Annotated in this window: 18 protein-coding genes, 2 tRNA genes and 1 rRNA gene; 15 read left to right on the forward strand and 6 right to left on the reverse strand. The window is 71.6% G+C overall.

The annotated features are described in order from the left end of the window. Positions 1–59: 59 nt before the first annotated feature. Positions 60–2609, reverse strand: coding sequence for an aminopeptidase N (pepN, locus tag ACFYPS_RS20985; protein WP_354963985.1), 2550 nt, complete (start codon positions 2607–2609; stop codon positions 60–62). Between the two features lie 221 nt (positions 2610–2830). Between pepN and ACFYPS_RS20990 the strand changes: the two genes are divergently transcribed. The 4 genes from ACFYPS_RS20990 to ACFYPS_RS21005 all read left to right on the forward strand — a co-directional run bounded on the left by ACFYPS_RS20990 (position 2831) and on the right by ACFYPS_RS21005 (position 6075). Beyond that, complete coding sequence (locus ACFYPS_RS20990; protein WP_354963986.1) at positions 2831–3454, forward strand: disulfide bond formation protein DsbA; 624 nt, start codon at positions 2831–2833, stop codon at positions 3452–3454. Between the two features lie 194 nt (positions 3455–3648). After that, complete coding sequence (locus ACFYPS_RS20995; RefSeq protein ID WP_354963987.1) at positions 3649–4230, forward strand: hypothetical protein; 582 nt, start codon at positions 3649–3651, stop codon at positions 4228–4230. Between the two features lie 89 nt (positions 4231–4319). Then, the gene (locus ACFYPS_RS21000) at positions 4320–5519 is read left to right on the forward strand and encodes a DUF1015 family protein (protein ID WP_354963988.1); all 1200 of its coding nucleotides are present in this window, start codon (positions 4320–4322) and stop codon (positions 5517–5519) included. 88 nt (positions 5520–5607) lie between these two features. After that, a complete protein-coding gene (locus ACFYPS_RS21005) occupies positions 5608–6075 on the forward strand; it encodes a ribose-5-phosphate isomerase (RefSeq protein ID WP_354963989.1) in 468 nt (155 codons plus the stop codon). Between the two features lie 14 nt (positions 6076–6089). Here the strand turns inward: ACFYPS_RS21005 and ACFYPS_RS21010 are convergent, their stop codons facing one another. Then, a complete protein-coding gene (locus ACFYPS_RS21010; protein WP_354963990.1) occupies positions 6090–6431 on the reverse strand; it encodes a hypothetical protein in 342 nt (113 codons plus the stop codon). A 138-nt stretch (positions 6432–6569) separates the two neighbouring features. On the opposite strand from ACFYPS_RS21010, the gene ACFYPS_RS21015 reads away from it, so the two are divergent. Then, positions 6570–7109, forward strand: a complete 540-nt coding sequence (locus ACFYPS_RS21015) for a hypothetical protein (protein WP_354963991.1) — start codon at positions 6570–6572, stop codon at positions 7107–7109. A 240-nt stretch (positions 7110–7349) separates the two neighbouring features. On the opposite strand, the gene ACFYPS_RS21020 is transcribed toward ACFYPS_RS21015, so the two are convergent. Next, positions 7350–9497: a M14 family zinc carboxypeptidase gene (locus ACFYPS_RS21020; RefSeq protein WP_354963992.1), complete on the reverse strand. Its 2148-nt coding sequence runs from the start codon at positions 9495–9497 to the stop codon at positions 7350–7352. Between the two features lie 203 nt (positions 9498–9700). Here ACFYPS_RS21020 and ACFYPS_RS21025 point away from each other — a divergent pair, with 203 nt between their 5' ends. Then, entirely contained in the window at positions 9701–10210 is a 510-nt protein-coding gene (locus ACFYPS_RS21025; RefSeq protein ID WP_354963993.1) for a SigE family RNA polymerase sigma factor, read from the forward strand. Next, the gene (locus ACFYPS_RS21030; protein WP_354963994.1) at positions 10207–11049 is read left to right on the forward strand and encodes a hypothetical protein; all 843 of its coding nucleotides are present in this window, start codon (positions 10207–10209) and stop codon (positions 11047–11049) included. Before ACFYPS_RS21025 ends, ACFYPS_RS21030 begins: the two co-directional genes overlap by 4 nt. A 72-nt stretch (positions 11050–11121) precedes the next feature. Here ACFYPS_RS21030 and ACFYPS_RS21035 read toward each other — a convergent pair. After that, positions 11122–11195, reverse strand: a tRNA-Gly gene (locus ACFYPS_RS21035). A gap of 259 nt (positions 11196–11454) precedes the next feature. Here ACFYPS_RS21035 and ACFYPS_RS21040 point away from each other — a divergent pair. The 5 genes from ACFYPS_RS21040 (at position 11455) to clpX (ending at position 16035) form a co-directional block, all read left to right on the forward strand. After that, positions 11455–11528: transfer RNA gene (locus tag ACFYPS_RS21040), tRNA-Pro, on the forward strand. A gap of 145 nt (positions 11529–11673) precedes the next feature. Then, positions 11674–13020, forward strand: coding sequence for a trigger factor (gene tig, locus ACFYPS_RS21045; RefSeq protein WP_387326199.1), 1347 nt, complete (start codon positions 11674–11676; stop codon positions 13018–13020). Positions 13021–13214: 194 nt separating this feature from the next. Next, on the forward strand, positions 13215–13856 hold the full coding sequence (locus ACFYPS_RS21050; protein WP_007464111.1) for an ATP-dependent Clp protease proteolytic subunit: 642 nt from the start codon (positions 13215–13217) through the stop codon (positions 13854–13856). Positions 13857–13866: 10 nt separating this feature from the next. Further along, positions 13867–14529 carry an ATP-dependent Clp protease proteolytic subunit gene (locus ACFYPS_RS21055; RefSeq protein WP_121652300.1) on the forward strand — a complete coding sequence of 221 codons (663 nt, stop codon included), beginning with the start codon at positions 13867–13869 and terminating at the stop codon, positions 14527–14529. A 210-nt stretch (positions 14530–14739) separates the two neighbouring features. After that, positions 14740–16035 (forward strand): ATP-dependent Clp protease ATP-binding subunit ClpX, encoded by a 1296-nt coding sequence (gene clpX, locus ACFYPS_RS21060; RefSeq protein WP_354963996.1) that lies wholly within the window; start codon positions 14740–14742, stop codon positions 16033–16035. Between the two features lie 24 nt (positions 16036–16059). Here clpX and ACFYPS_RS21065 read toward each other — a convergent pair whose 3' ends face one another. Continuing rightward, complete coding sequence (locus tag ACFYPS_RS21065) at positions 16060–16686, reverse strand: XRE family transcriptional regulator (RefSeq protein WP_354963997.1); 627 nt, start codon at positions 16684–16686, stop codon at positions 16060–16062. A gap of 41 nt (positions 16687–16727) precedes the next feature. Between ACFYPS_RS21065 and ACFYPS_RS21070 the strand changes: the two genes are divergently transcribed. Continuing rightward, a complete protein-coding gene (locus ACFYPS_RS21070; RefSeq protein WP_354963998.1) occupies positions 16728–17561 on the forward strand; it encodes a DMT family transporter in 834 nt (277 codons plus the stop codon). 38 nt (positions 17562–17599) lie between these two features. Next, on the forward strand, positions 17600–18397 hold the full coding sequence (locus ACFYPS_RS21075) for a carbon-nitrogen hydrolase family protein (protein ID WP_354963999.1): 798 nt from the start codon (positions 17600–17602) through the stop codon (positions 18395–18397). A gap of 4 nt (positions 18398–18401) precedes the next feature. Here the strand turns inward: ACFYPS_RS21075 and ACFYPS_RS21080 are convergent, their stop codons facing one another. Then, a complete protein-coding gene (locus tag ACFYPS_RS21080; RefSeq protein WP_354964000.1) occupies positions 18402–18626 on the reverse strand; it encodes a hypothetical protein in 225 nt (74 codons plus the stop codon). Positions 18627–19257: 631 nt separating this feature from the next. Here ACFYPS_RS21080 and ACFYPS_RS21085 point away from each other — a divergent pair. After that, positions 19258–19349 (forward strand): 16S ribosomal RNA (locus ACFYPS_RS21085); the annotation flags it as partial.

Consider the following 19349-nt stretch of genomic DNA (forward strand, 5'->3'; position numbering starts at 1 on the left):
ACGCCGAGGGGCCGGCGCGGGCTGCCGCCCACGCCGACCCCTCGGTCGGATACGGCCGATCAGGCGCCCTGGGCGTCCTTCGCTCGGGCCTTGAGCGCCCGCACGACGCCGTCGCGGCCCTCGGCGACCAGCCGGCGCAGCGGGCCGGGGTGCCCGTCGCCGGCCAGCCACGCGTCGGTGGCCGCCACCGTGTCGTCCTCCACCAGGTAGGTCGGGTACGCCAGCTGGGCGAACTCCTGCGCCGGCTCGCTGTCCCGGGTGGCCCACACCTGGCCGACCGCCGCGAAGTACCGCTCCCGGTACGGGGCGACCAGCTCCACCTGCGCCGGGTGGGCGAAGCCCTGCAACAGCGCCCGGTGCCGCCAGTTGGGCAGCGCGTCCGGGCCGGTCAGCAGCGCCCACACGGCGGTCTTGTTCTCCGCGGTCGGCACCAGCGCGTGCGCGTACGCGGCCTCCCGCTCGCCACTGGCGGTGCGGTCACCGGCCAGCTCCGCCTCGACCTCGGCGGCGCCGGCCGCGCCGTTGGCCACCAGCGCGCCGAGCACCGTCCACCGCAGCTCGGTGTCCACGGTCAGCCCGGCCGGCGCGCCGGAGCCGTCCATCCAGCCGCGCAGGGTGGCCAGGTCCTCCTCGGAGCGGGCCGCCGAGGCGTACGCCCGGGCCCAGGCCAGCTGGAACCCGCTGCCCGCCTCGGCCGCCGCGAGCGCGTCCCTCGCGGTGCGGGCCAGCTCGGCCCAGCCGGTCGGCGCCCAGGCGGGGTCGGCGTACAGGGTGAGGGTGGTGGTCGCCTGCCGCAGGGTGGCGGTGACCAGGTTGATGTCGGTCTCGGCGGGCAGCCCGCTGACCACCAGCGCCACGTAGTCGCGGGCCGCCAGCTCCGCGTCGCGGGTCATGTCCCACGCCGCGGTCCAGCACAACGCCCGGGCCAGCGACGACTCGAAGCCACCGATGTGCTGCACCACCGTGGCCATCGACCGGTCGTCGAGGCGCAGCTTGGTGTAACTCAGGTCGTCGTCGTTGAGCAGCAGCACGTCGGCCGCCCGGACGCCGCGCAGCTCGGCGAGGTCGGTGCGCTCGCCGGTCACGTCCACCTCGTGCCGCTCGCGGCGGACCAGCCGCCCGTCGGTCAGGTCGTACAGGCCCACGCCGATCCGGTGCGTCCGCATCGTCGGGTACGCGGCCGGCGCCTCCTGCCGGACGACGACCTGCTGGTACGTGCCGTCCGCGCCGATCGTCACCTCCGGGCGCAGCGTGTTGACCTGCGCGGTCTCCAGCCACTGCGCGGCGAACTTGCGCAGCTCCCGGCCCGAGGCCGCCTCCAGCTCGGTGAGCAGGTCGTCGAAGGTGGCGTTGCCCCAGGCGTGCTTGCCAAAGTATGCCCGCAGCCCGGCCACGAACGGCTCCTCACCCACGTACGCGACGAGCTGCTTGAGCACGCTCGCGCCCTTGGCGTAGGTGATGCCGTCGAAGTTGACCTCCACGGCCTCCATGTCCGGCATCTCGGTGTAGACCGGGTGGGTGGAGGAGAGCTGGTCCTGCCGGTAGCCCCAGTTCTTCCGGATGGACAGGAACGTCGTCCACGCCTCGGTGAAGCGGGTGGCGTTGGTGTTGCACCAGTGGCTGGCCCACTCGGCGAACGACTCGTTCAGCCACAGGTCGTTCCACCAGCGCATGGTGACCAGGTCGCCGAACCACATGTGGGCCATCTCGTGCAGGATCGTGTTGGCGCGCTGCTCGTACTCGAAGTCGGTGACCTGCGAGCGGAACAGGTAGTGCGACTCGGCGTGCGTCACGCAGCCGAAGTTCTCCATCGCGCCGGCGTTGAAGTCGGGCACCCAGAGCTGGTCGTACTTCGGCAGCGGGTAGCGCACCCCGAACTTCTCGTGGAAGAAGTCGAAGCCCTGCTTGGTGATCAGGAACAGGTCGTCCGTGTCGAGGTAGGGCGCCATCGACGCCCGGCAGAACGCGCCCAGGTCGATGCCGTCGTGGGTGTCGCGCACCTCGTGGTACGGCCCGGCGCACATCGCCGTGATGTAGGTGCTCATCCGGGGCGACTCGGTGAAGTGCAGCGTCTTGAGCCCCTCACCCGCCGGCTCCTCGCGCTGCACCGGCATGTTGGACACCGCCCGCCAGTGCGCCGGCACGGTGGCGTGCCAGGTGTACACGCTCTTCAGGTCCGGCTGGTCGAAGCAGGCGAAGACCCGCTGCGCGTCGGCCGTTTCGAACTGGCTGTAGAGGTACGTCTCGCCGTCCACCGGGTCGACCGTGCGGTGCAGCCCCTGACCACTGTTGGAATAGCCGAAGTCGGCGTCGACCACCAGGGTGTTCTCGCTGTCCAGCCCGGACAGGGTCAGGCCCTTCTCGGCCGACCAGTCGGACAGGTCGACCGGAGCGCCGTTCAAGGTGGCGGAACGCACCGCGTCGGCGGCCACCTCGATGAACGTGCTCGCGCCCGGCTCGGCACAGCGGAACCGGACCTCGGTCGTCGACCGGAACGTGCGGCCGTCGGCCGCCAGCACGGCCGTCGACAGGTCCAGACTGATGTCGTACCCCGTAACGTCGAGCAGGCGGGCCCGCTCGGTCGCCTCCACCTGCGTCAGGTTGCGCACTCCCGGCACTGTTCGTCTCCATCCCACGTCTCGCCGTACGCCCGGCGGCGCCCGTCCGCCGACCGCTCGTGGCGGCCGGTCCGGATCCGAGTCTTCCACGTACCGGCAGCCGCCGGTGGCCGAGGTCACGCTCTGATTCGGGTGCCAGCCGGCGCGGCCCGGGGTGAAGATTCGTGGAGACGCCGGATCGCCGGCGCCACCTGTCGCGAAGGGACCTCACCGTGACCGAACGTGTCGCCGTGGACATGTGGTTCGATCCGATCTGCCCGTGGGCGTGGATCACCTCCCGCTGGCTGTTGGAGGTCGAGCAGGTCCGGGACGTGGACATCCGTTTCCACGTGATGAGCCTGTCGGTGCTCAACGAGGGCCGGGACCTGCCCGAGCAGTACCAGGAGCTGATGAAGAGCGGCTGGGGTCCAGTGCGGGTCTGCATCGCCGTGGAGGAGCGCTACGGCTCGGATGCCGTCCGCAAGCTCTACACGGCGCTGGGCACCCGGATCCACCTCGGCAAGGAGCAGCTCGGGCCGGAGCTGTTCGCCGCCGCGCTGACCGACGCCGGCCTGGACCCGTCGTTGGCCGAGGTGGCCGGCGGCACCGAGCACGACGCGGCGCTGCGGGCCAGCCACGAGGCCGGTATGCGGCCGGTCGGGCAGGACGTGGGCACCCCGGTGATCCACGCACCCGGCCCGGACGGTGGCCAGGTCGCGTTCTTCGGCCCGGTGATCACGCCGGCGCCGAAGGGGGAGGCTGCCGGCCGGCTCTGGGACGGCGTACTGCTGGTCGCCGGCACCCCGGGCTTCTACGAGCTCAAGCGCACCCGCGAGCAGGGCCCGATCTTCGACTGATCCACGACCACCACGCGCCCCCGTTCCGGACACCGTCGGTTGCCCGGGCGGGGGCGCGTCGCGTCGGACGCCGGGTGCGCCGCCGGGGCCGGGAACGGTCACGGCGTCACCGGTGGACGGGCGGCCTCGTTTCCCTCGGTGTCCGCCGCAGCGACCCGCAGGGCCGCACCCCGCAGCTCGTGGAGGCAATCCCGATGGCCAAGCACCGTGCGTCCGGTGACGATCAACTGACCCGGCAGGGGGTGATCGAGACTTCCGGCGCGGCCTACTGGTCGGTCGACGACTCCCGCTGGCCGGTGGTTCGTCCCGACCTTCCCGCCCACCTGGTGGACCTGCTCGCCCCGCCCATCGTGGTCGGCGTGGCCCGGGTCCCGGTCACCTCCCGCCTGACCCCGCCCGCCGACAGCCCGCCGGCGGAGCCGCTCGGGATCCCCGCGCTGGCCGTCCAGGCGGCTCCCGTACCGTCGGCGCCCGCGCCGGCCCCGCTGTCGGCGGCCACACCGTCGGCGGACGCGCCGGCCCCGCTGTCGGCGGCCGCGCCGGCCGAACCCGCGCCGCCTCCGCCGGCACCCGCCGCCCCGCGTCCGGTGCCGACGCCGCCGCTGAACCCGCGACCCGTCCCGGCGCCGCCGCACGAGCCGCGTCCCGTGCCGGGGCCGCCCGCCGCGCCGCGCCGCAACGCGACCACCGGACCCGCCGCGACCGGCCGGCGGGGCAACGGCGGGTCCGCCGTCGCCGGCCGGCACCGTCGGGGCGCGTCCGGCCGGGCCGGTTGATCGCCGCGCCCCGGCCCAGCGCTTTCATCTGGTGGACGCCGCGCGGGTCCCCGCTACCGGCGACGTCGTCGCCGGTAGCGTCAGCGGACATGACGGTCGTACATCCGATCGCCCGGGCCTGGATCACCACCGGCGGCACCGGCGCGCAGAACTACGACGAGTTCGCCGACGACGCGGAGATCACCGCGATCATCGAGGCGAACCCGCATAGTGCCCTCGGCATCGAGATGCCGCACCGGGCGCCGGAGAGTAAGGGCAAGTCCTTCCTCGACGCGCTGCCGGACGCGGTGGCCCGACTCGCCGAGGCGAAGGCCGACGGCAGCTACACCCCCGCCGAGCAGGTGGTGGTGCTCTACCGGATCAGCGCGCCGGACGACGAGCCGGCGTACGGGCTGTTCGCGATGGTGGACACCGACCAGATCTCCACCCGGGCCGACGAGCCCGGCCTGGTCATCCGCAACGAGGACGTCTTCATCGCCAAGGTGCGTGAGCGGGTGGCGCTGGCCGAGTCGCTCGGTCACCTGCTCTCACCCGTACTCCTGCTCCAGACGGGGCGCGGTGACGAGCTGCACGCCGCGCTCGCGGCGGCGACCGAGGCGGCCGGCGCGCCCGCCGCGGCGGACACCGACCAGGCGGGGCGCACCCACGCCATCTGGCTGCTCGGCCCCGGCCCGGAGCAGGACGAGTTGACCGGCCTCGCGGGCGGCGGGGACCTGGTCGTCGCCGACGGCAACCACCGCAGCCTGGCCGCCCAGACCGGTGGGCTGCCGCGCTTCCTGGCCGTGGTGACCACGCCCGCCTCGGTGGCCATCCAGCCGTACAACCGGCTGGTCAGCGAGCTGACCACCACGCCGGACGAGCTGCTGGACCGGCTGCGCGCGGCGGGAGCCGAGATCGAGCCGATCGACGGCCCGGTCGAGGTCCCGGCGGCTGGCGGCACCGTCCACCTCCGGCTTCCCGGCCAGGGGTACGCGGTGCGCCTGCCCGGCACCGCCGGCGATCGCCTGGAGAACCTGGACCACGCCCTGGTCGAGCGGCTGCTGCTGCGCGACGTGCTGGGCCTGGACCCGGGCGACAAGCGGATCACCTACGTGGGTGGTGACTACCCGGCGAGCTGGCTCACCGGGGAGGTCGACGCCGGGCGGGCCGAGCTGGCGATCCTGATCGCGCCGGTGACCGTCGCGGACTTCGTCGCGGTGAACCTGGCCCGCGAGAAGATGCCGCGAAAGAGCACCTGGTTCACCCCGAAGGCGCGTGGCGGCCTGGTGGTCGCCGAACTGCCCCGCTGAGCGACCGGCCGCACGGCCGTGTGACGAACCCGGCTCGGGGACGCCGCCCCTGCGGCGTCTCCGCCGGCGGCCTGACAGACTTCCCGGTATGCGCGTCTACCTGGGATCCGACCACGCCGGTTTCGAGTTGAAGGTGCACCTCGCCAACCACCTGGCCAAGCAGGGGTACGACGTGGTCGACGTCGGCCCGCACAGCTACGACCCGGACGACGACTACCCGACGTTCTGCCTGCACACCGGCGACCGGGTGGTGGCCGACGAGACCGGCCTCGGGGTGGTCATCGGCGGGTCCGGCAACGGTGAGCAGATTGCCGCGAACAAGGTCGCCGGGGTCCGCGCCGCGCTGGCCTGGAACGTCGAGACCGCCCAGCTGGCCCGCCAGCACAACGACGCGAACGTGGTCGCGGTCGGCGCCCGCCAGCACACCCTGGACGAGGCCACCGCCATCGTCGAGGCGTTCCTGAACACCCCTTTCTCCGGCAACGAGCGGCACGCCCGCCGGATCGCCCAGGTGGCCGCGTACGAGGAGACCCGGGAGCTGCCCGACCTGCCCTGACCCTGGGCGGGCGGTCAGCGCGGCGGGCGGGGCAGCTCCTCGCGGGGCACCCAGTTGCGCCGGACGACCACCACCCGGGCCTCGGCCTCGGCGAGGTCGTCGTCGGTGGGTCGGGCGCCGTCCCGGGCCCGCAGCGCGGCGCTCAGCCCCACCTGCGATGAGCCGGAGCCGACCAGCCCGCGCAGGCCTCGCTCACCGTCGCGCTCGTCGTTGACCGGGCCCCGCCGGCGGGGCGGTGGATCGGTGCCGTCGTGCACAGCGGCGGTGCTGGCCGTCGGACCGTCGGTGCCCTGCCCGGCCGGCTCGGAGTCGGGGTGGTGGCGCAGCCGCCGTCGTCGTCGCTCCGGGTCGCCCATCAGCCGACCGTACCCCGTCCGGTGTGCGATTCGGCACGGTCGTCCCGGCCCGCGCCGGACGGGCTCGGCGACCGATTTGCCGGCTGGCTACCCTCGGATCCAGGCGGCGGTGGTGTCGCCGGTCAGGGGGAGGACGAGATGGCAGACCAGACGCAGCCGTGGGCGGAGCGGACCGTGGAGGTGCCACCGCAGGCCGGCGTCGGGGTGCCGCCGCAGCGGGACGGGTTCCGCCGGGGCGTGGCTCCGGTGGGTCAGCCGCGCAACCCGCGGACCGAGCCCTTCCCGACCGTCGAGCAGGCCCCGACCGGCTGGCCGGACGGCCCGGAACCGCGCCGGCCGCTGAGCTGGCGCCTGGCGCAGCTGCGACGCGGCGGCGAGTGGAGCACGGCGGCCGGGCTCTTCGCGTTCGTGTGCTGGGGGATCTGGGCGCTCTCCGGCCAGGGCGACCTGAGCGGCCCGCTGCTGGTGCTGGTGCTGAGCCTGCTGGTGGCGGTCGGTCTGTTCGCGCTGGCCCGGCTCGTCGGCAGGGTGGTGCTGGAGCGGCAGCTCGGGCGGGTCCGGCGCGGCGCGCGGGGCGCGCACCTGGCGACCGCGGTCTTCCTCGCCGGCCTCGGCGTGGCCTGGCTCCAGCAGACCGAGTGGGTCGTCTCGGCCTGGAACTGGATCTCCTCGAACTGATCCGGGTACGCCCGGGCGGGCCGGCCAACGCCGCCCGCCCGAGCGTACGGTCGCGGCACGCCGCGACACCGGTCGTCTCCCCACCAGGCAAGGCCGCTGCTTACCCGGCCGGCCCCGGTTCATCCGTGGCCGGCCGGTCCGACTGACGTGACGGCGAGACCTGCTCGACCATCCCGTCGTGGTCGTAGAACGGTCCGCGCGGGGCCGCGCCCGGGAGCCGGACGCGACCCCGCCGCAAGGTCAACCGGCGGGCTGGGCGGCCGCGTGGTCGCGGGCCACCCGGACCAGCTCGACGAGGCCGCCGGCGTACTCCTGTGCCTCGCCGTGTGCCTCGTCGAAGGGCGGCTGGAAGCCGACGCCCTCCCACTGGCCGGTGGTCGGGTTCCACCGGTCGTTGCCGACCTCGAAGTCCCAGGCGAAGATGCCCAGCTCGTAGTAGAGCTGGTCGGCGGAGTTGCCGGCGGCCGAGTAGAGAACGTCGGCGACCGGGCCGGTCTGCGACGGCCAGGTGACCGTCCCGCGCTCCTGCGCGATGGCGCCGACGATCCGCCGCGCGCTGTCCAGGAACATCTTCGACTCGTCGATCGACGGCCGGGGCAGGGTGACCCGCCCGTCCGCCCGGTACGCCCCCGGCGGCCACATGAAGTACCCGCCGTAGGAGTGCACGTTCATCGCGAACTTGATGTTCGGGTGGGCCTGGGCGAGCGCGATCACGTTGCTGCTCTCCGCCTCGGACAGCTCCGCGGTGCCCGCGTAGTTGCCCGAGAGGCAGTTGGCGCTGGCGCCCACGTAGCCGTCGAAGTAGGACCCGACGGTGTAGTTGCGGTTGACGTCGACGCCCCACGAGGTGCGGTACCGCGGGTCCCGGGTCGGCCCGGTGCAGTGGTTGACCAGGTTCTTGCGCTGGAAGTTGTAGTCGTTGAACGAGTAGTTCGCGCCGTCCGGGTTGACCGTCGGGATGACGAACACGTCGACCTGCTCCAGCAGCTCGCGGGTGGCCGGATCGGTGCGGGCGTTGGCCAGCATCCGCTCGGCGAACTCCAGCGTCACCAGCGGCGTGGTCCACTCCCGGGCGTGTTCCTGGGAGTACGCCAGCACCCCGACCCGGGAGCCGTCCCGGTGCACGCCGAGGCGCAGCGCCTGGACCGTCCAGGGCTTCGCCGGCACCTCGGTGCCCTGGAGCCCGTCGTCGAGCCGGGCCGGGCCGGCGACCGGCATCGGCAGCCCGGCCGAGCCGTCCTCGACGGTGGCCCGGAACCGGTTCGGTTGGCGGGCGTTGATCGCCGCCGCGACCTCGTCGGTGGTGCTCACCGTCTTGCCGGCGGTGTCGGTGGCGAGCGTGACCGTGAGGACTCGGTCGCGGTAGCTGACGGTCAGCGGTCGGTTCCGCCGGCCCGGGTCGACCGTCCGCACCTGCACACCGTTCATGCCCTGGTCACCGAAGCGGACCGACTCGACCACCACGGCGGACACCGCCGGGTCGCCCAGGTACGCGACGGCGTTGCGCCGGTACCCCTGGGTCCGGTTCGGCAGGTTGATCACGTCGACCAGGCCCCGGTACTGGCGGGCCAGCCGCTTGATCCGCGCCTGGATGTCCACCGGCGTCAGGTACGCGTCGATGAAGTCCTTCTGGTAGCCGGCCGGCAGCGGCGGCGGGGTCGCGTTCGGCCAGAGGGCCGGTGTGACGGCGCGGCTGACCCCGCCGAGGCTGGAGGTGGCGGTCAACTGGACCGGCCGGTTCGGCACCGGCTGGGGGAGCGCGTAGTGGTACTGGTACTCGCCGGAGTCCTCGAAGCGGGACAACGGGAACGACCCGGTGGCGCCGTCCGCCGTACGCCAGCTGACGGTGATCTCAACGTCCGGGTCGTCGGTGGCGGTCGTGGCGACCCGCGCCTGCAGGAACGTCTGCCCGCTCGTGGTCCACCAGTACGCCTGCTGCACCTGGAGGGTGTCCACGGCCGCGGCGGCGGCCGTGGTCCGCTGGCCGGCGGCCGGAGCGCGCAGCCCGGCGGCGGTGCGGGCCTGAGCCGCGCGGACGCTCTCGGCGTGGTGCCGGCTGCCGTCCCCGGCGCGCTGCACGATCTGCACGGCGGTCGCGCCCTGCGCGGTCAGGTCGGCGAGCTGGGCGCCGGTCAGCACCAGGTCGGCGAGGATCCGCCCGTCCCGGGCCCGGGGTCGGTTGGCCAGGTCGGCGCCGGTGGCGACCAGGCGGTCGAGCTGGGCCTGGTCGCGTAGCTGCACCCGGACCAGGGCGGTCTCGGTGGCGGTCAGGGTGATCGGTGTGGCCGGGGCGGCGGGTGCCGCGGTGCCCGGGCCGGGATGGGACAGCACCGCGCTGACCAGGATCGCTGTGGTGGCGGCAGCTGTCCACCGTCGTCGGACGATCATGTGCCCTCCTGACGGACGTCAATGGGTCTGGTCCTTACACCAGTCCATAGATCGACACATGTCAAGGCGCGAGGCCGGTAGCGCCGCGACCGCGACCTGGACGACCGGAACCTGGAGGCGACGGCGCGAGTTCTCCGTTCCGAGATGCAACCCGCTGGACCGGACCCGGCGTGACTATCTCGAATCGGGGATCGGAGGCTTGGATGAGCTATCGCGACAAGGCGTTCGCCGACTACTTCGCGGCGAGGTCGGACGCGATGCGCGGCACCGCGTACCTGCTGTGCGGCGACTGGCACCGGGCGGAGGACCTGGTCCAGACCGCGTTCGTGAAGCTCTACCTGGTCTGGCACCGGGTCGCCCGGCACGAGGTGCTCGACAGCTACGTGCGGCAGATCCTGATCCGGACGTTCCTCGACGAGCGGCGCCGCGGCTGGTGGCGGCGTGAACGGGTGGGCGGCGACAACGCCGAGCAGGCGGTGCCGCCCGACTCGCCGGAGAACCGTCTGGTGCTGCTGCGGGCGCTGGCCTCCGTGGCGCCACGCCAGCGGGCCGTGCTGGTTCTCCGCTACTGGGAGGACCTGTCGGTCGAGGACGTCGCGGCGCTGCTGCAGTGCTCTCCGGGGACGGTGAAGAGCCAGGCGGCGCGCGGGCTGGACACGCTGCGCGGCCTCCTGGCACCCACACACAGCGGGATCGAGATGGGGGAGCGATGAACGGAGAAGACCTGCGCGACGCGCTGCGCAGCGAGATGGCGGATGCCACCCCGCCACCACCATTGAGTACGGCGGCGGCACTCGGAGCCGGTCGCCGGGCCTTCCGTCGCCGCCGTGCCGTCCAGGTGTGTGCCGGATCGGCGGCCGTGGTGCTGGCAGCCGCCGGCTTCGCGGCCGTGGCCACACCGGGCGGCGAGGTCTACCAGCCGGCAGGCGGCGTGCCTGCCGTACCGGCCCCGTCGGCGACGGACACCAAGGAGGCGTGGCCGACCGGGCCGGACGGTCGCCCACAGGAGGATCGGACCGCGCGGGCGGGGTCGAAGTACGACGAGGGTGTACGGCTGCTCGCCGAGGTCGTCTCGGTCGTGCCCGCCGGTTACACCGCACCCGAGGACCCGGCGAACCAGCCCGTCGAGCAGAGGACACTGCGAACTCAGCAAGCACAGTTCGAGGACAAGGTGAACGGCGTCGACCTGTGGAGCTACATGGCCTCGGTCGCCGTCGCCAAGGGCAACGGGACCGGGCGCGTCATCGTCGAGGTGCACGACGCTGGCAACCAGCTACCGACCGAACCGTGTGCGCTGGCCCGCCGGTTCTGGGGCATGCAGGGCGAATGCCAGGTCGAGACCGTCGGAGCGGCGCAGGTGGGCGTCGTCACCCGACCAACCGGCGACGACCGGCTCGACCAGTGGTCGGCATACCGGCATCCGGACGGCGTGGTGGTCTACGTGGCGCAGGGCGCGCAGCTGGACGAGAGCCAGCCGGAGTTGAAGGCGCTTCCGTTCTCCGTACCGCAGTTGGCGGCCCTCGCGGTCGATGAGCGGTTCCACCTGAAGTGAGGAGCTGATCCGGCTTCACCGGGCGGGGGCCCAGGTGCCGCGATCGTGCGGGCCACCTGGGCCTTCGTCTTGTGGAGCGGGCGACGGGAATCGAACCCGCACCGTCAGTTTGGAAGACTGAAGCTCTACCATTGAGCTACGCCCGCGCTCAGCCCCGCCGAAACGGGGCGCGCGGACAGCGTACCCAATGGTCGTGCCGGACGCGCAGCCGCGCCACCGCCTTGCGGCTTCGCGAAGTCCCGCCGTCGCGTCTCACCCCTTGCCGTGCGGGAGGGCCGGGGATCGAGGGAGTAGGAGCGCCCGCCGCTGACGCGGGCGCGATAGGGGTTTTCCGGGAATGTGTCCGGGTGGGAGGTGGCCCCGGCAGGTCTGCGGTGCGCCGACGGCATAGACTGCACGTCGCCACGGGGTGTGGCGCAGCTTGGTAGCGCACTCGCTTTGGGAGCGAGGGGCCGTGGGTTCAAATCCCGCCACCCCGACTGTCGTCCGCGGCCGGGCCGCCGCGGGTGCCGCCGAGTTTTCCGCGCGGTCCCCGGGCGATGCCGGAGCGTCAGGCCGGCTCACCTACACTCGATGGGCTGAATCACGCCCAGACTCAACTGAGATCCGTCAAGGAGTACGCCTGTGAAGAGCACCGTCGAGACTCTGAGCCCGACGCGCGTGCGGCTCGCCATCGAGGTGCCGTTCGTCGAGCTCGAGCCGAGCCTCAAGAAGGCGTACCGGGAGATCGGTTCGCAGGTCCAGGTTCCCGGCTTCCGCCGGGGCAAGGTGCCGACCGCGGTGATCGACCAGCGGGTGGGCCGGGGCACCGTCCTCAACGAGGCGGTCCAGGACGCGATCCCGGACAACATCCTCGCCGCGGTACGCGAGCACGACCTGAAGACGCTGGGGCGCCCCGAGGTCGAGATCACCGAGTTCAACGACGGTGACTCGCTGAACTTCACCGCCGAGGTGGACGTCCGCCCCGAGATCGCCCTGCCCGACGCGTCGACCATCGAGGTGACGGTCGACGAGCTGCAGATCGACGAGAGCGAGATCGACGAGCAGGTGAAGAACCTGCGGGAGCGGTTCGCCACCCTCAAGACCGTCGAGCGGGCCGCCGCCGAGGGCGACTACGTCCAGATCGACCTGAACGCGACCGTCGACGGCGAGGACGTGCCGGGCGGCCAGGCGAGCAACATCTCCCACGAGGTGGGCAGCAAGCAGCTCCTGCCGGGCCTCGACGAGGCCGTGGTCGGTCTCGCCGCCGGCGAGAACACCACCTTCACCACCCAGCTGGTCGGCGGCGACTTCGCGGGCCGGGACGCCGAGGTGGCGGTGACCGTGCGCACGGTCAAGGAGAAGGAGCTGCCGGAGCTGAACGACGAGTTCGCCCAGATGGCGAGCGAGTTCGACACGATCGAGGAGCTCCGCGGCGACCTGCGTGGGCGGGTCACCCAGGGCAAGCAGGTCGAGCAGATCTACGCGGCTCGGGACAAGGCCCTGGCGCAGCTGGTCGAGGCCGCCGAGGTGCCGGCGCCGGAGGGTGTCGTCCGCGAGGAGGTGGCCAGCCGCAAGCAGGCGATGGCCGACCAGCTGGAGCGGATCGGCGCCTCCATGGAGGAGTACCTCGCCGCCGAGGAGAAGACCGAGGAGCAGATCGACGCCGAGCTGACCGAGGCGGCGACCGAGGGCGTGAAGGTGCAGCTGCTGCTGGACACCCTGGCCGACGCCGAGGACGTGCAGGTCTCCGACGACGAGTTCGGCCACGAGATCGTGCACCGGGCCCAGCGGGCCGGGATGGCCCCGCAGCAGTACTACGACCAGCTGGTGCGCTCGGGCGCGGCCGGCGCGGTCTTCGGTGACGTGCGGCGGGGCAAGGCGCTCGCGGCCGTCATGGAGCGGATCACGATCAAGGACTCGGCCGGCAACGAGATCACCCTCGACGCGCTGCGCGCCGCCAACGAGGCGGAGCACAACCACGAACACTGATCGTCGGGTGCGGCCGCCGTCCCCCGCTGCGCGGTGGACGGCGGCCGAATCCTTTCCGGGGTACGCCCGGAAGCCCGCGCCGCGGGTACGCCCGACGCAGCTGCGCTGAGAGCGAACAGTGCCCCGACCGGGACTCTGCCGCCCCGCACAGCGGTTAGTGTCGGGAAAGACGGTACGGAGAGCGAAGGGCTGCCATGACCGACATGCACATCCCCAAGAAGTCGCTCCGGGCGATTGACGCGCGCGGTGGCGACTCCATTGGCAACCTCGACGACTCGGTCTACAACCGGTTGCTCAAGGAACGCATCATCTTCCTGGGCAGTGAGGTGACCGACCAGGTCGCCAACCGCATCTGCGCGCAGCTGCTGCTGCTCGCCGCGGAGGACCCGGACCGCGACATCAACCTGTGGATCAACTCGCCGGGTGGCTCGGTCTACTCCGGCATGGCGATCTACGACACCATGCAGTTCATCGACAACGACGTGTCGACCGTGGCGATGGGCATGGCTGCCTCGATGGGCCAGCTGCTGCTCTGCGCGGGCACCAAGGGCAAGCGGTACGCCCTGCCCCACGCCCGGATCATGATGCACCAGCCGTCCGGTGGTCTGGGCGGTACGGCGTCCGACATCGCCATCCAGGCGGAGCAGATGCTCTACACGAAGCGGATGTTCCAGGAGCGGGTCGCGCACCACACCGGCCAGAGCCAGTCGCAGATCGAGGCGGACTCGGACCGGGACCGTTGGTTCACCGCCCAGGAGGCCATGGACTACGGCTTCATCGACAAGGTGATCATCGGGGCCGCTCAGGTTCCGGATGGCGCCGGGACCCTGAGCTGAGGAGCTGACGATGACCGATCTGAGCTTGCCGCCCCAGTTCGCGGCCGTGCACAACCGTTACGTGCTTCCGTCGTTCGTCGAGCGCACGTCGTACGGGGTCAAGGAGTCGAACCCGTACAACAAGCTCTTCGAGGACCGGATCATCTTCCTCGGCGTCCAGGTGGACGACGCGTCGGCCAACGACGTGATGGCCCAGCTGCTGACGCTCGAGGGCACCGACCCGGACCGCGACATCATCATGTACATCAACTCGCCGGGTGGCTCGTTCACCGCGATGACGGCGATCTACGACACCATGCAGTACGTCCGTCCGGACATCTCCACCGTCTGCCTGGGTCAGGCGGCCAGCGCGGCGGCGGTGCTGCTGTCGGCCGGCACCCCGGGCAAGCGGATGGCGCTTCCGAACTCGCGGATCATCATCCACCAGCCGGCCACCGAGGGCGGCTACGGGCAGGGTTCGGACATCGAGATCCAGGCCCGGGAGATCCTGCGGATGCGGACCCAGCTGGAGGACATGCTCTCCCGCCACTGCAACCGCCCGATCGAGCAGGTCCGCAAGGACATCGACCGGGACAAGATCATGACGGCCGAGGAGTCCAAGGAGTACGGGCTGGTCGACACGATCCTGACCAGCCGCAAGAAGGGTCTGCTGGCGGCCAACGCCGCCAGCTGAGCAGTACCGGGTCAGAGGTTGGCCGGGGCGTCGTTCCCGGCCGACCTCTGACACACCCGTTTTGGGGGTCGGAGAATGCCCCGCCAGCGGGTAACGTCGGGTCCGTACCGCTTCGCCGGTTGGGCCGGCGGGGTGAACGGAGCCGGACGGCGCGCAGCGTCCGCAGGGTCAGGGCCGGGTCTCCGGCCGATGAGTGCAGGGAGAACGTAGGTGGCACGGATCGGTGACGGCGGCGACCTACTGAAATGCTCCTTCTGCGGCAAGTCGCAGAAGCAGGTGAAGAAGCTCATCGCGGGCCCCGGGGTCTACATCTGCGACGAGTGCATCGATCTCTGCAACGAGATCATCGAAGAAGAGCTGGCCGAGTCCGGCGAGGTGAAGTGGGAAGAGCTTCCCAAGCCGATGGAGATCTGCCAGTTCCTCGACAACTACGTGGTCGGGCAGGATCAGGCCAAGAAGGCGCTCGCCGTCGCGGTCTACAACCACTACAAGCGGATCCAGGCCGAGGCGGCCGGCGCGCCGGGCTCCGGCAGCGACGCCGTCGAGCTGGCCAAGTCCAACATCCTGCTGCTCGGCCCGACCGGGTGCGGCAAGACCCACCTGGCGCAGACGCTGGCCCGGATGTTGAACGTCCCGTTCGCGATCGCCGACGCCACCGCGCTGACCGAGGCGGGTTACGTCGGCGAAGACGTGGAGAACATCCTCCTCAAGCTGATCCAGGCCGCCGACTACGACATCAAGCGCGCCGAGACCGGCATCATCTACATCGACGAGGTCGACAAGATCGCCCGCAAGTCGGAGAATCCGTCGATCACCCGGGACGTCTCCGGCGAGGGTGTGCAGCAGGCCCTGCTCAAGATGCTGGAAGGCACGGTGGCCAACGTGCCGCCGCAGGGCGGGCGCAAGCACCCGCACCAGGAGTTCATCCAGATCGACACCACCAACGTGCTGTTCATCTGCGGTGGCGCGTTCGCCGGTCTGGATCAGATCATCGAGTCCCGCACCGGGCAGGGTGGCACCGGCTTCGGTGCCCGGCTCCGGTCGGTGTCCGACCGGTCGACCGATGACATCTTCAGCCAGGTCATGCCGGAGGACATGCTCAAGTTCGGGCTGATCCCCGAGTTCGTGGGCCGACTGCCGGTGATCACCAACGTGCGCAGCCTGGACCGCAGCGCCCTGGTGCGGATCCTCACCGAGCCGCGCAACGCCCTGGTCCGGCAATACCAGCGCCTCTTCGAGCTGGACGGGGTCGAGCTGGAGTTCGACGAGCCGGCGCTCGAGGCGATCGCCGACCAGGCCATGCTGCGGGGCACCGGCGCCCGCGGCCTGCGGGCCATCATCGAGGAGGTTCTGCTCTCCGCGATGTACGAGGTGCCGAGCAACCCCGACGCCGCCCGAGTGCTGATCACCCGCGAGGTGGTCCTGGAGAACGTCAACCCGACCATCGTGCCCCGCGAGTTCACCGGCCGTCAGGCCCGGCGGGACCGCGAGGAGAAGTCGGCCTGATCGTCCTCGCGTCGCGCCGGCCGCTCAGTCCTGACGCGGCCGGCGTGAGCGGGTCCGTCGATCCCACTCGCCCGACGGGGTGACGGTCACCATCATCAGTCGGGCCGGTTCGTCGGTGTCGTTGCGATAGCCGTGTTCCCGGTCGGCGTGGAACTCGATCGTCTCGCCGGCCCGGACGGGGTGGTCCTGCCCGTCGACCCGGACGACGACCGCGCCGGTCAGCACGTGGAGGACCTCCCGGGTGCCGCGCGGGTGGTCGGGGGAGCGGTGTGCCTCGCCGGGTTCCAGCCGCCAGTCCCAGAGCTCGACCAGGTCCGGTTCGCCCAGCCCGCTGAGCAGGTGGGCCGTGCCGCCTCGTTCGCCCTGCCAGAGCACGGGCGCGTCGGCGACCGGGGTGATCTTCACGGTCCGTTCCTCGTCGGGCTCCAGCAGGCGGGCGATGTTGACCCCGAACGCGTCGGCGACCCGGCAGAGCGTGCCGACGCTCGGGTTGGTGCGCGCGCTCTCGATCTGCACGAGCATCCCCTTGCTCACCCCCGACCGTCCGGCCAACTCCTCGAAGGACCAGCCGCGCGTGGCACGTAGCTCGCGTACCTGTCGGGCCACCGCGGCGGTCACCGCGCCTACACGGCCCGCTCCGATCTCGGTCATTGAACTATCCTATGCGGTCATTATTGTGATACGACTGTCGCATGCTCCCCATTGTCCTGGCAGCGGTGTCCGCGGTCGCGTTCGGCACGGCCGACTTCTCCGGCGGGAAGGCGTCCCGCCGGGCCGACCCGATCGCCGTCACGGTGGTCTCCCAGCTGCTCAGCGTCCCGCTGCTGGTCGTCCTGGTGCTGGTCGTGCCCGGGACCCCCACCGTGGGCGACATCGCCTGGGGGCTGATCGCCGGGGTGGCCGGCGCGGCCGGGGTCATGCTGCTCTACCGGGCTCTCGCCGGCGGGATGATGGCCGTCGTGGCGCCGGTCACCGCGATCACCGCCGCGATAGTGCCGATCGTCGCCGGCCTGTTCACCTCGACGTTCCCCGGCGCCCCCGCGCTCATCGGCGCCGGCCTCGCCGTGCTGGCGATCGCACTGGTCAGCCTGGGCGAGGGCGGCAGCCGCCGGGCCGTCCCAGCGCGGCTGGTAAGGCTGGCGCTGGGCGCCGGGGCGCTCTTCGGCGTCTTCTTCACGCTGCTCGGCCAGGCCGGCGAGGGGGCCGGCATGTGGCCGGTGGCGGCCGTACGGGCCAGCTCGATCGCGTTCGGCCTCGCCCTGGCCGCCGGCACCGGCGTGCGGCTCCGGCTCGGGCGGCGCGTACTGGTGTGGGCCGCGGTCGCCGGCCTGCTCGACAGTGCCGCGAACGCGCTCTTCCTCGCCGCCGCCGCCCGCGGTCACCTGAGCATCGTCGCGGCGATCGCCGCGCTCTACCCGGCCAGCACGGTGCTGCTCGCGCTCGCCGTCGACCGGGAGAAGTTGCGACCGGTCCAGGTCGCCGGGCTCGGCTTCGCCGCCGGGGCTCTGGTGCTGGCCAGCATCTGAGGCTGCCGATGCAGCCCGTTCGGCCGTACCCTTGGCCCATGCGCGTCGCCGTCTGCCAGCTGAACGCCCGGGATGACCGCAAAGCCAACCTGGCAGCCGCGGAGGTCCTGCTGGAACGTGCCGCCGCCGGCGGCGCGGACCTCGCGGTCCTGCCGGAGTACGTCGACTACCTGGGCCCCGCCGCCGGGTTGCCCGAGCCGGAGCCGGTGGACGGCGAGGTGGGCAGCTTCTTCGCCGGCATCGCCCGGCGACTCGGCATCTGGGTGGTGGCCGGCTCGTTCCACGAGGCCGGCCCCGACCCGGAGCACACCTGGAACACGTCGCTGGTCTTCGACCGGTCCGGCAGCCTGGCCGCGAGCTACCGCAAGATCCACCTGTACGACGTGGAGATACCCGGCCGGGTCTCCTACCTGGAGTCGGCGAGCGTCGCCGCTGGCGACCGGCCGGTGGTGGTCGACGTCGAGGGGCTCCGGGTGGGCCTGTCCATCTGTTACGACCTGCGCTTCCCGGAGCTGTATCGGCGCCTGGCCACCGAGGGTGGCGCCCACCTGCTGGTGGTCCCGGCGGCGTTCATGCTGCACACCGGACGGGACCACTGGGAGGTCCTGCTGCGGGCGCGGGCGATCGAGAACCAGTGCTTCGTCGCGGCCGCCGGCCAGACCGGCGACCACGAGCCCGGCCGCACCTGTTTCGGGCGCAGCATGGTGGTCGACCCGTGGGGGACGATCCTCACCCAGTTGCCGGACGGCCCGGGGGTGTCCGTCGTCGACCTCGACCTCGACCGGCTCGTCCAGATCCGGGCCGAACTGCCGAGCCTGGCCAACCGCCGGCTCTGAGCCCTCAGCCCTCCAGCAGCACGCCGAGCACCGTGAAGCCCGCGATGACCGCGGCGGTCACCAGCAGAGCGGTGGTCATCCGGGATCGGCCCCTCCGGGCCAGTCGCCCCACCGAGAGCACCAGGACGACCAGGACGACCGCGCCGATCACCAACTGCCAGAACGGCAGGAGGAGGCCGAGCAGCGCCTCCTCGGCGTGCACCGTGACGCCGAGCCCGGACTCATCCATGCCTGACACTCTGGCACGCCGATGCGCTCCGCGTCGCGGGCTACGCGGGGACCGCCGCCGGCCCCCTTCGACCAACCAGTGATGAACCCTGATTTGCCTTCTCCGGGCCGTCCGCGTAACTTGCTCTCTGCACGGGGGAGGCCGGACAAACCGGCCGAGAGCGGGCGCCAGGCTCGTGGCGGGAACGCCGAGCGAGACTGAGAAATCGGGCGGTGCGGATCACTCCGGAAACGGGGTTGCAGACGCGAAGCCGACCGGGTAGAGTGCTGAAGCCGGCAGGAGCCGGGCGGAGAGCCGCGAAGCGGTGATCGGCCGGTCTGCGGCTTCCCACGACAGTAACGACCGCCGGGTACGGCGTGCGTCGTCGTGGATCAGGACCAAAAAGTTGATCACCTCGGACACGAGGTTGACAACGAAAGTTCGACCAAGTAAGTTTGAGCGGTTGCCCCGAGATGGGGTCCCAGCGAGTGGGGCTTTTGATCGGTGTGTGGTTGTTCTTTGAGAACTCAACAGGGTGCTTGATAAGCCAGTGCCAATTATGATTTATACCCCGGACTGGTGGTCCTTTTGGATTGCTGGTTGGGATTCCTTTGGCAACACTTTTGTTGTCAGGATGCTGTTCGACAAGTTTTTGTTGGAGAGTTTGATCCTGGCTCAGGACGAACGCTGGCGGCGTGCTTAACACATGCAAGTCGAGCGGAAAGGCCCTTCGGGGTACTCGAG

The sequence above is a fragment of the Micromonospora sp. NPDC005087 genome, assembly GCF_042872965.1.
GTDB lineage: Bacteria > Actinomycetota > Actinomycetes > Mycobacteriales > Micromonosporaceae > Micromonospora.

Coding starts and splice junctions, on each gene's coding strand:
- ACFYPS_RS20995 (WP_354963987.1), top strand. CDS start 3,649: ATGGCCAAGCACCGTGCGTCCGGTGACGATCAACTGACCCGGCAGGGG.
- ACFYPS_RS21000 (WP_354963988.1), top strand. CDS start 4,320: ATGACGGTCGTACATCCGATCGCCCGGGCCTGGATCACCACCGGCGGC.
- ACFYPS_RS21005 (WP_354963989.1), top strand. CDS start 5,608: ATGCGCGTCTACCTGGGATCCGACCACGCCGGTTTCGAGTTGAAGGTG.
- ACFYPS_RS21010 (WP_354963990.1), bottom strand. CDS start 6,431: ATGGGCGACCCGGAGCGACGACGACGGCGGCTGCGCCACCACCCCGAC.
- ACFYPS_RS21015 (WP_354963991.1), top strand. CDS start 6,570: ATGGCAGACCAGACGCAGCCGTGGGCGGAGCGGACCGTGGAGGTGCCA.
- ACFYPS_RS21020 (WP_354963992.1), bottom strand. CDS start 9,497: ATGATCGTCCGACGACGGTGGACAGCTGCCGCCACCACAGCGATCCTG.
- ACFYPS_RS21025 (WP_354963993.1), top strand. CDS start 9,701: ATGAGCTATCGCGACAAGGCGTTCGCCGACTACTTCGCGGCGAGGTCG.
- ACFYPS_RS21030 (WP_354963994.1), top strand. CDS start 10,207: ATGAACGGAGAAGACCTGCGCGACGCGCTGCGCAGCGAGATGGCGGAT.
- ACFYPS_RS21050 (WP_007464111.1), top strand. CDS start 13,215: ATGACCGACATGCACATCCCCAAGAAGTCGCTCCGGGCGATTGACGCG.
- ACFYPS_RS21055 (WP_121652300.1), top strand. CDS start 13,867: ATGACCGATCTGAGCTTGCCGCCCCAGTTCGCGGCCGTGCACAACCGT.
- ACFYPS_RS21065 (WP_354963997.1), bottom strand. CDS start 16,686: ATGACCGAGATCGGAGCGGGCCGTGTAGGCGCGGTGACCGCCGCGGTG.
- ACFYPS_RS21070 (WP_354963998.1), top strand. CDS start 16,728: ATGCTCCCCATTGTCCTGGCAGCGGTGTCCGCGGTCGCGTTCGGCACG.
- ACFYPS_RS21075 (WP_354963999.1), top strand. CDS start 17,600: ATGCGCGTCGCCGTCTGCCAGCTGAACGCCCGGGATGACCGCAAAGCC.
- ACFYPS_RS21080 (WP_354964000.1), bottom strand. CDS start 18,626: ATGGATGAGTCCGGGCTCGGCGTCACGGTGCACGCCGAGGAGGCGCTG.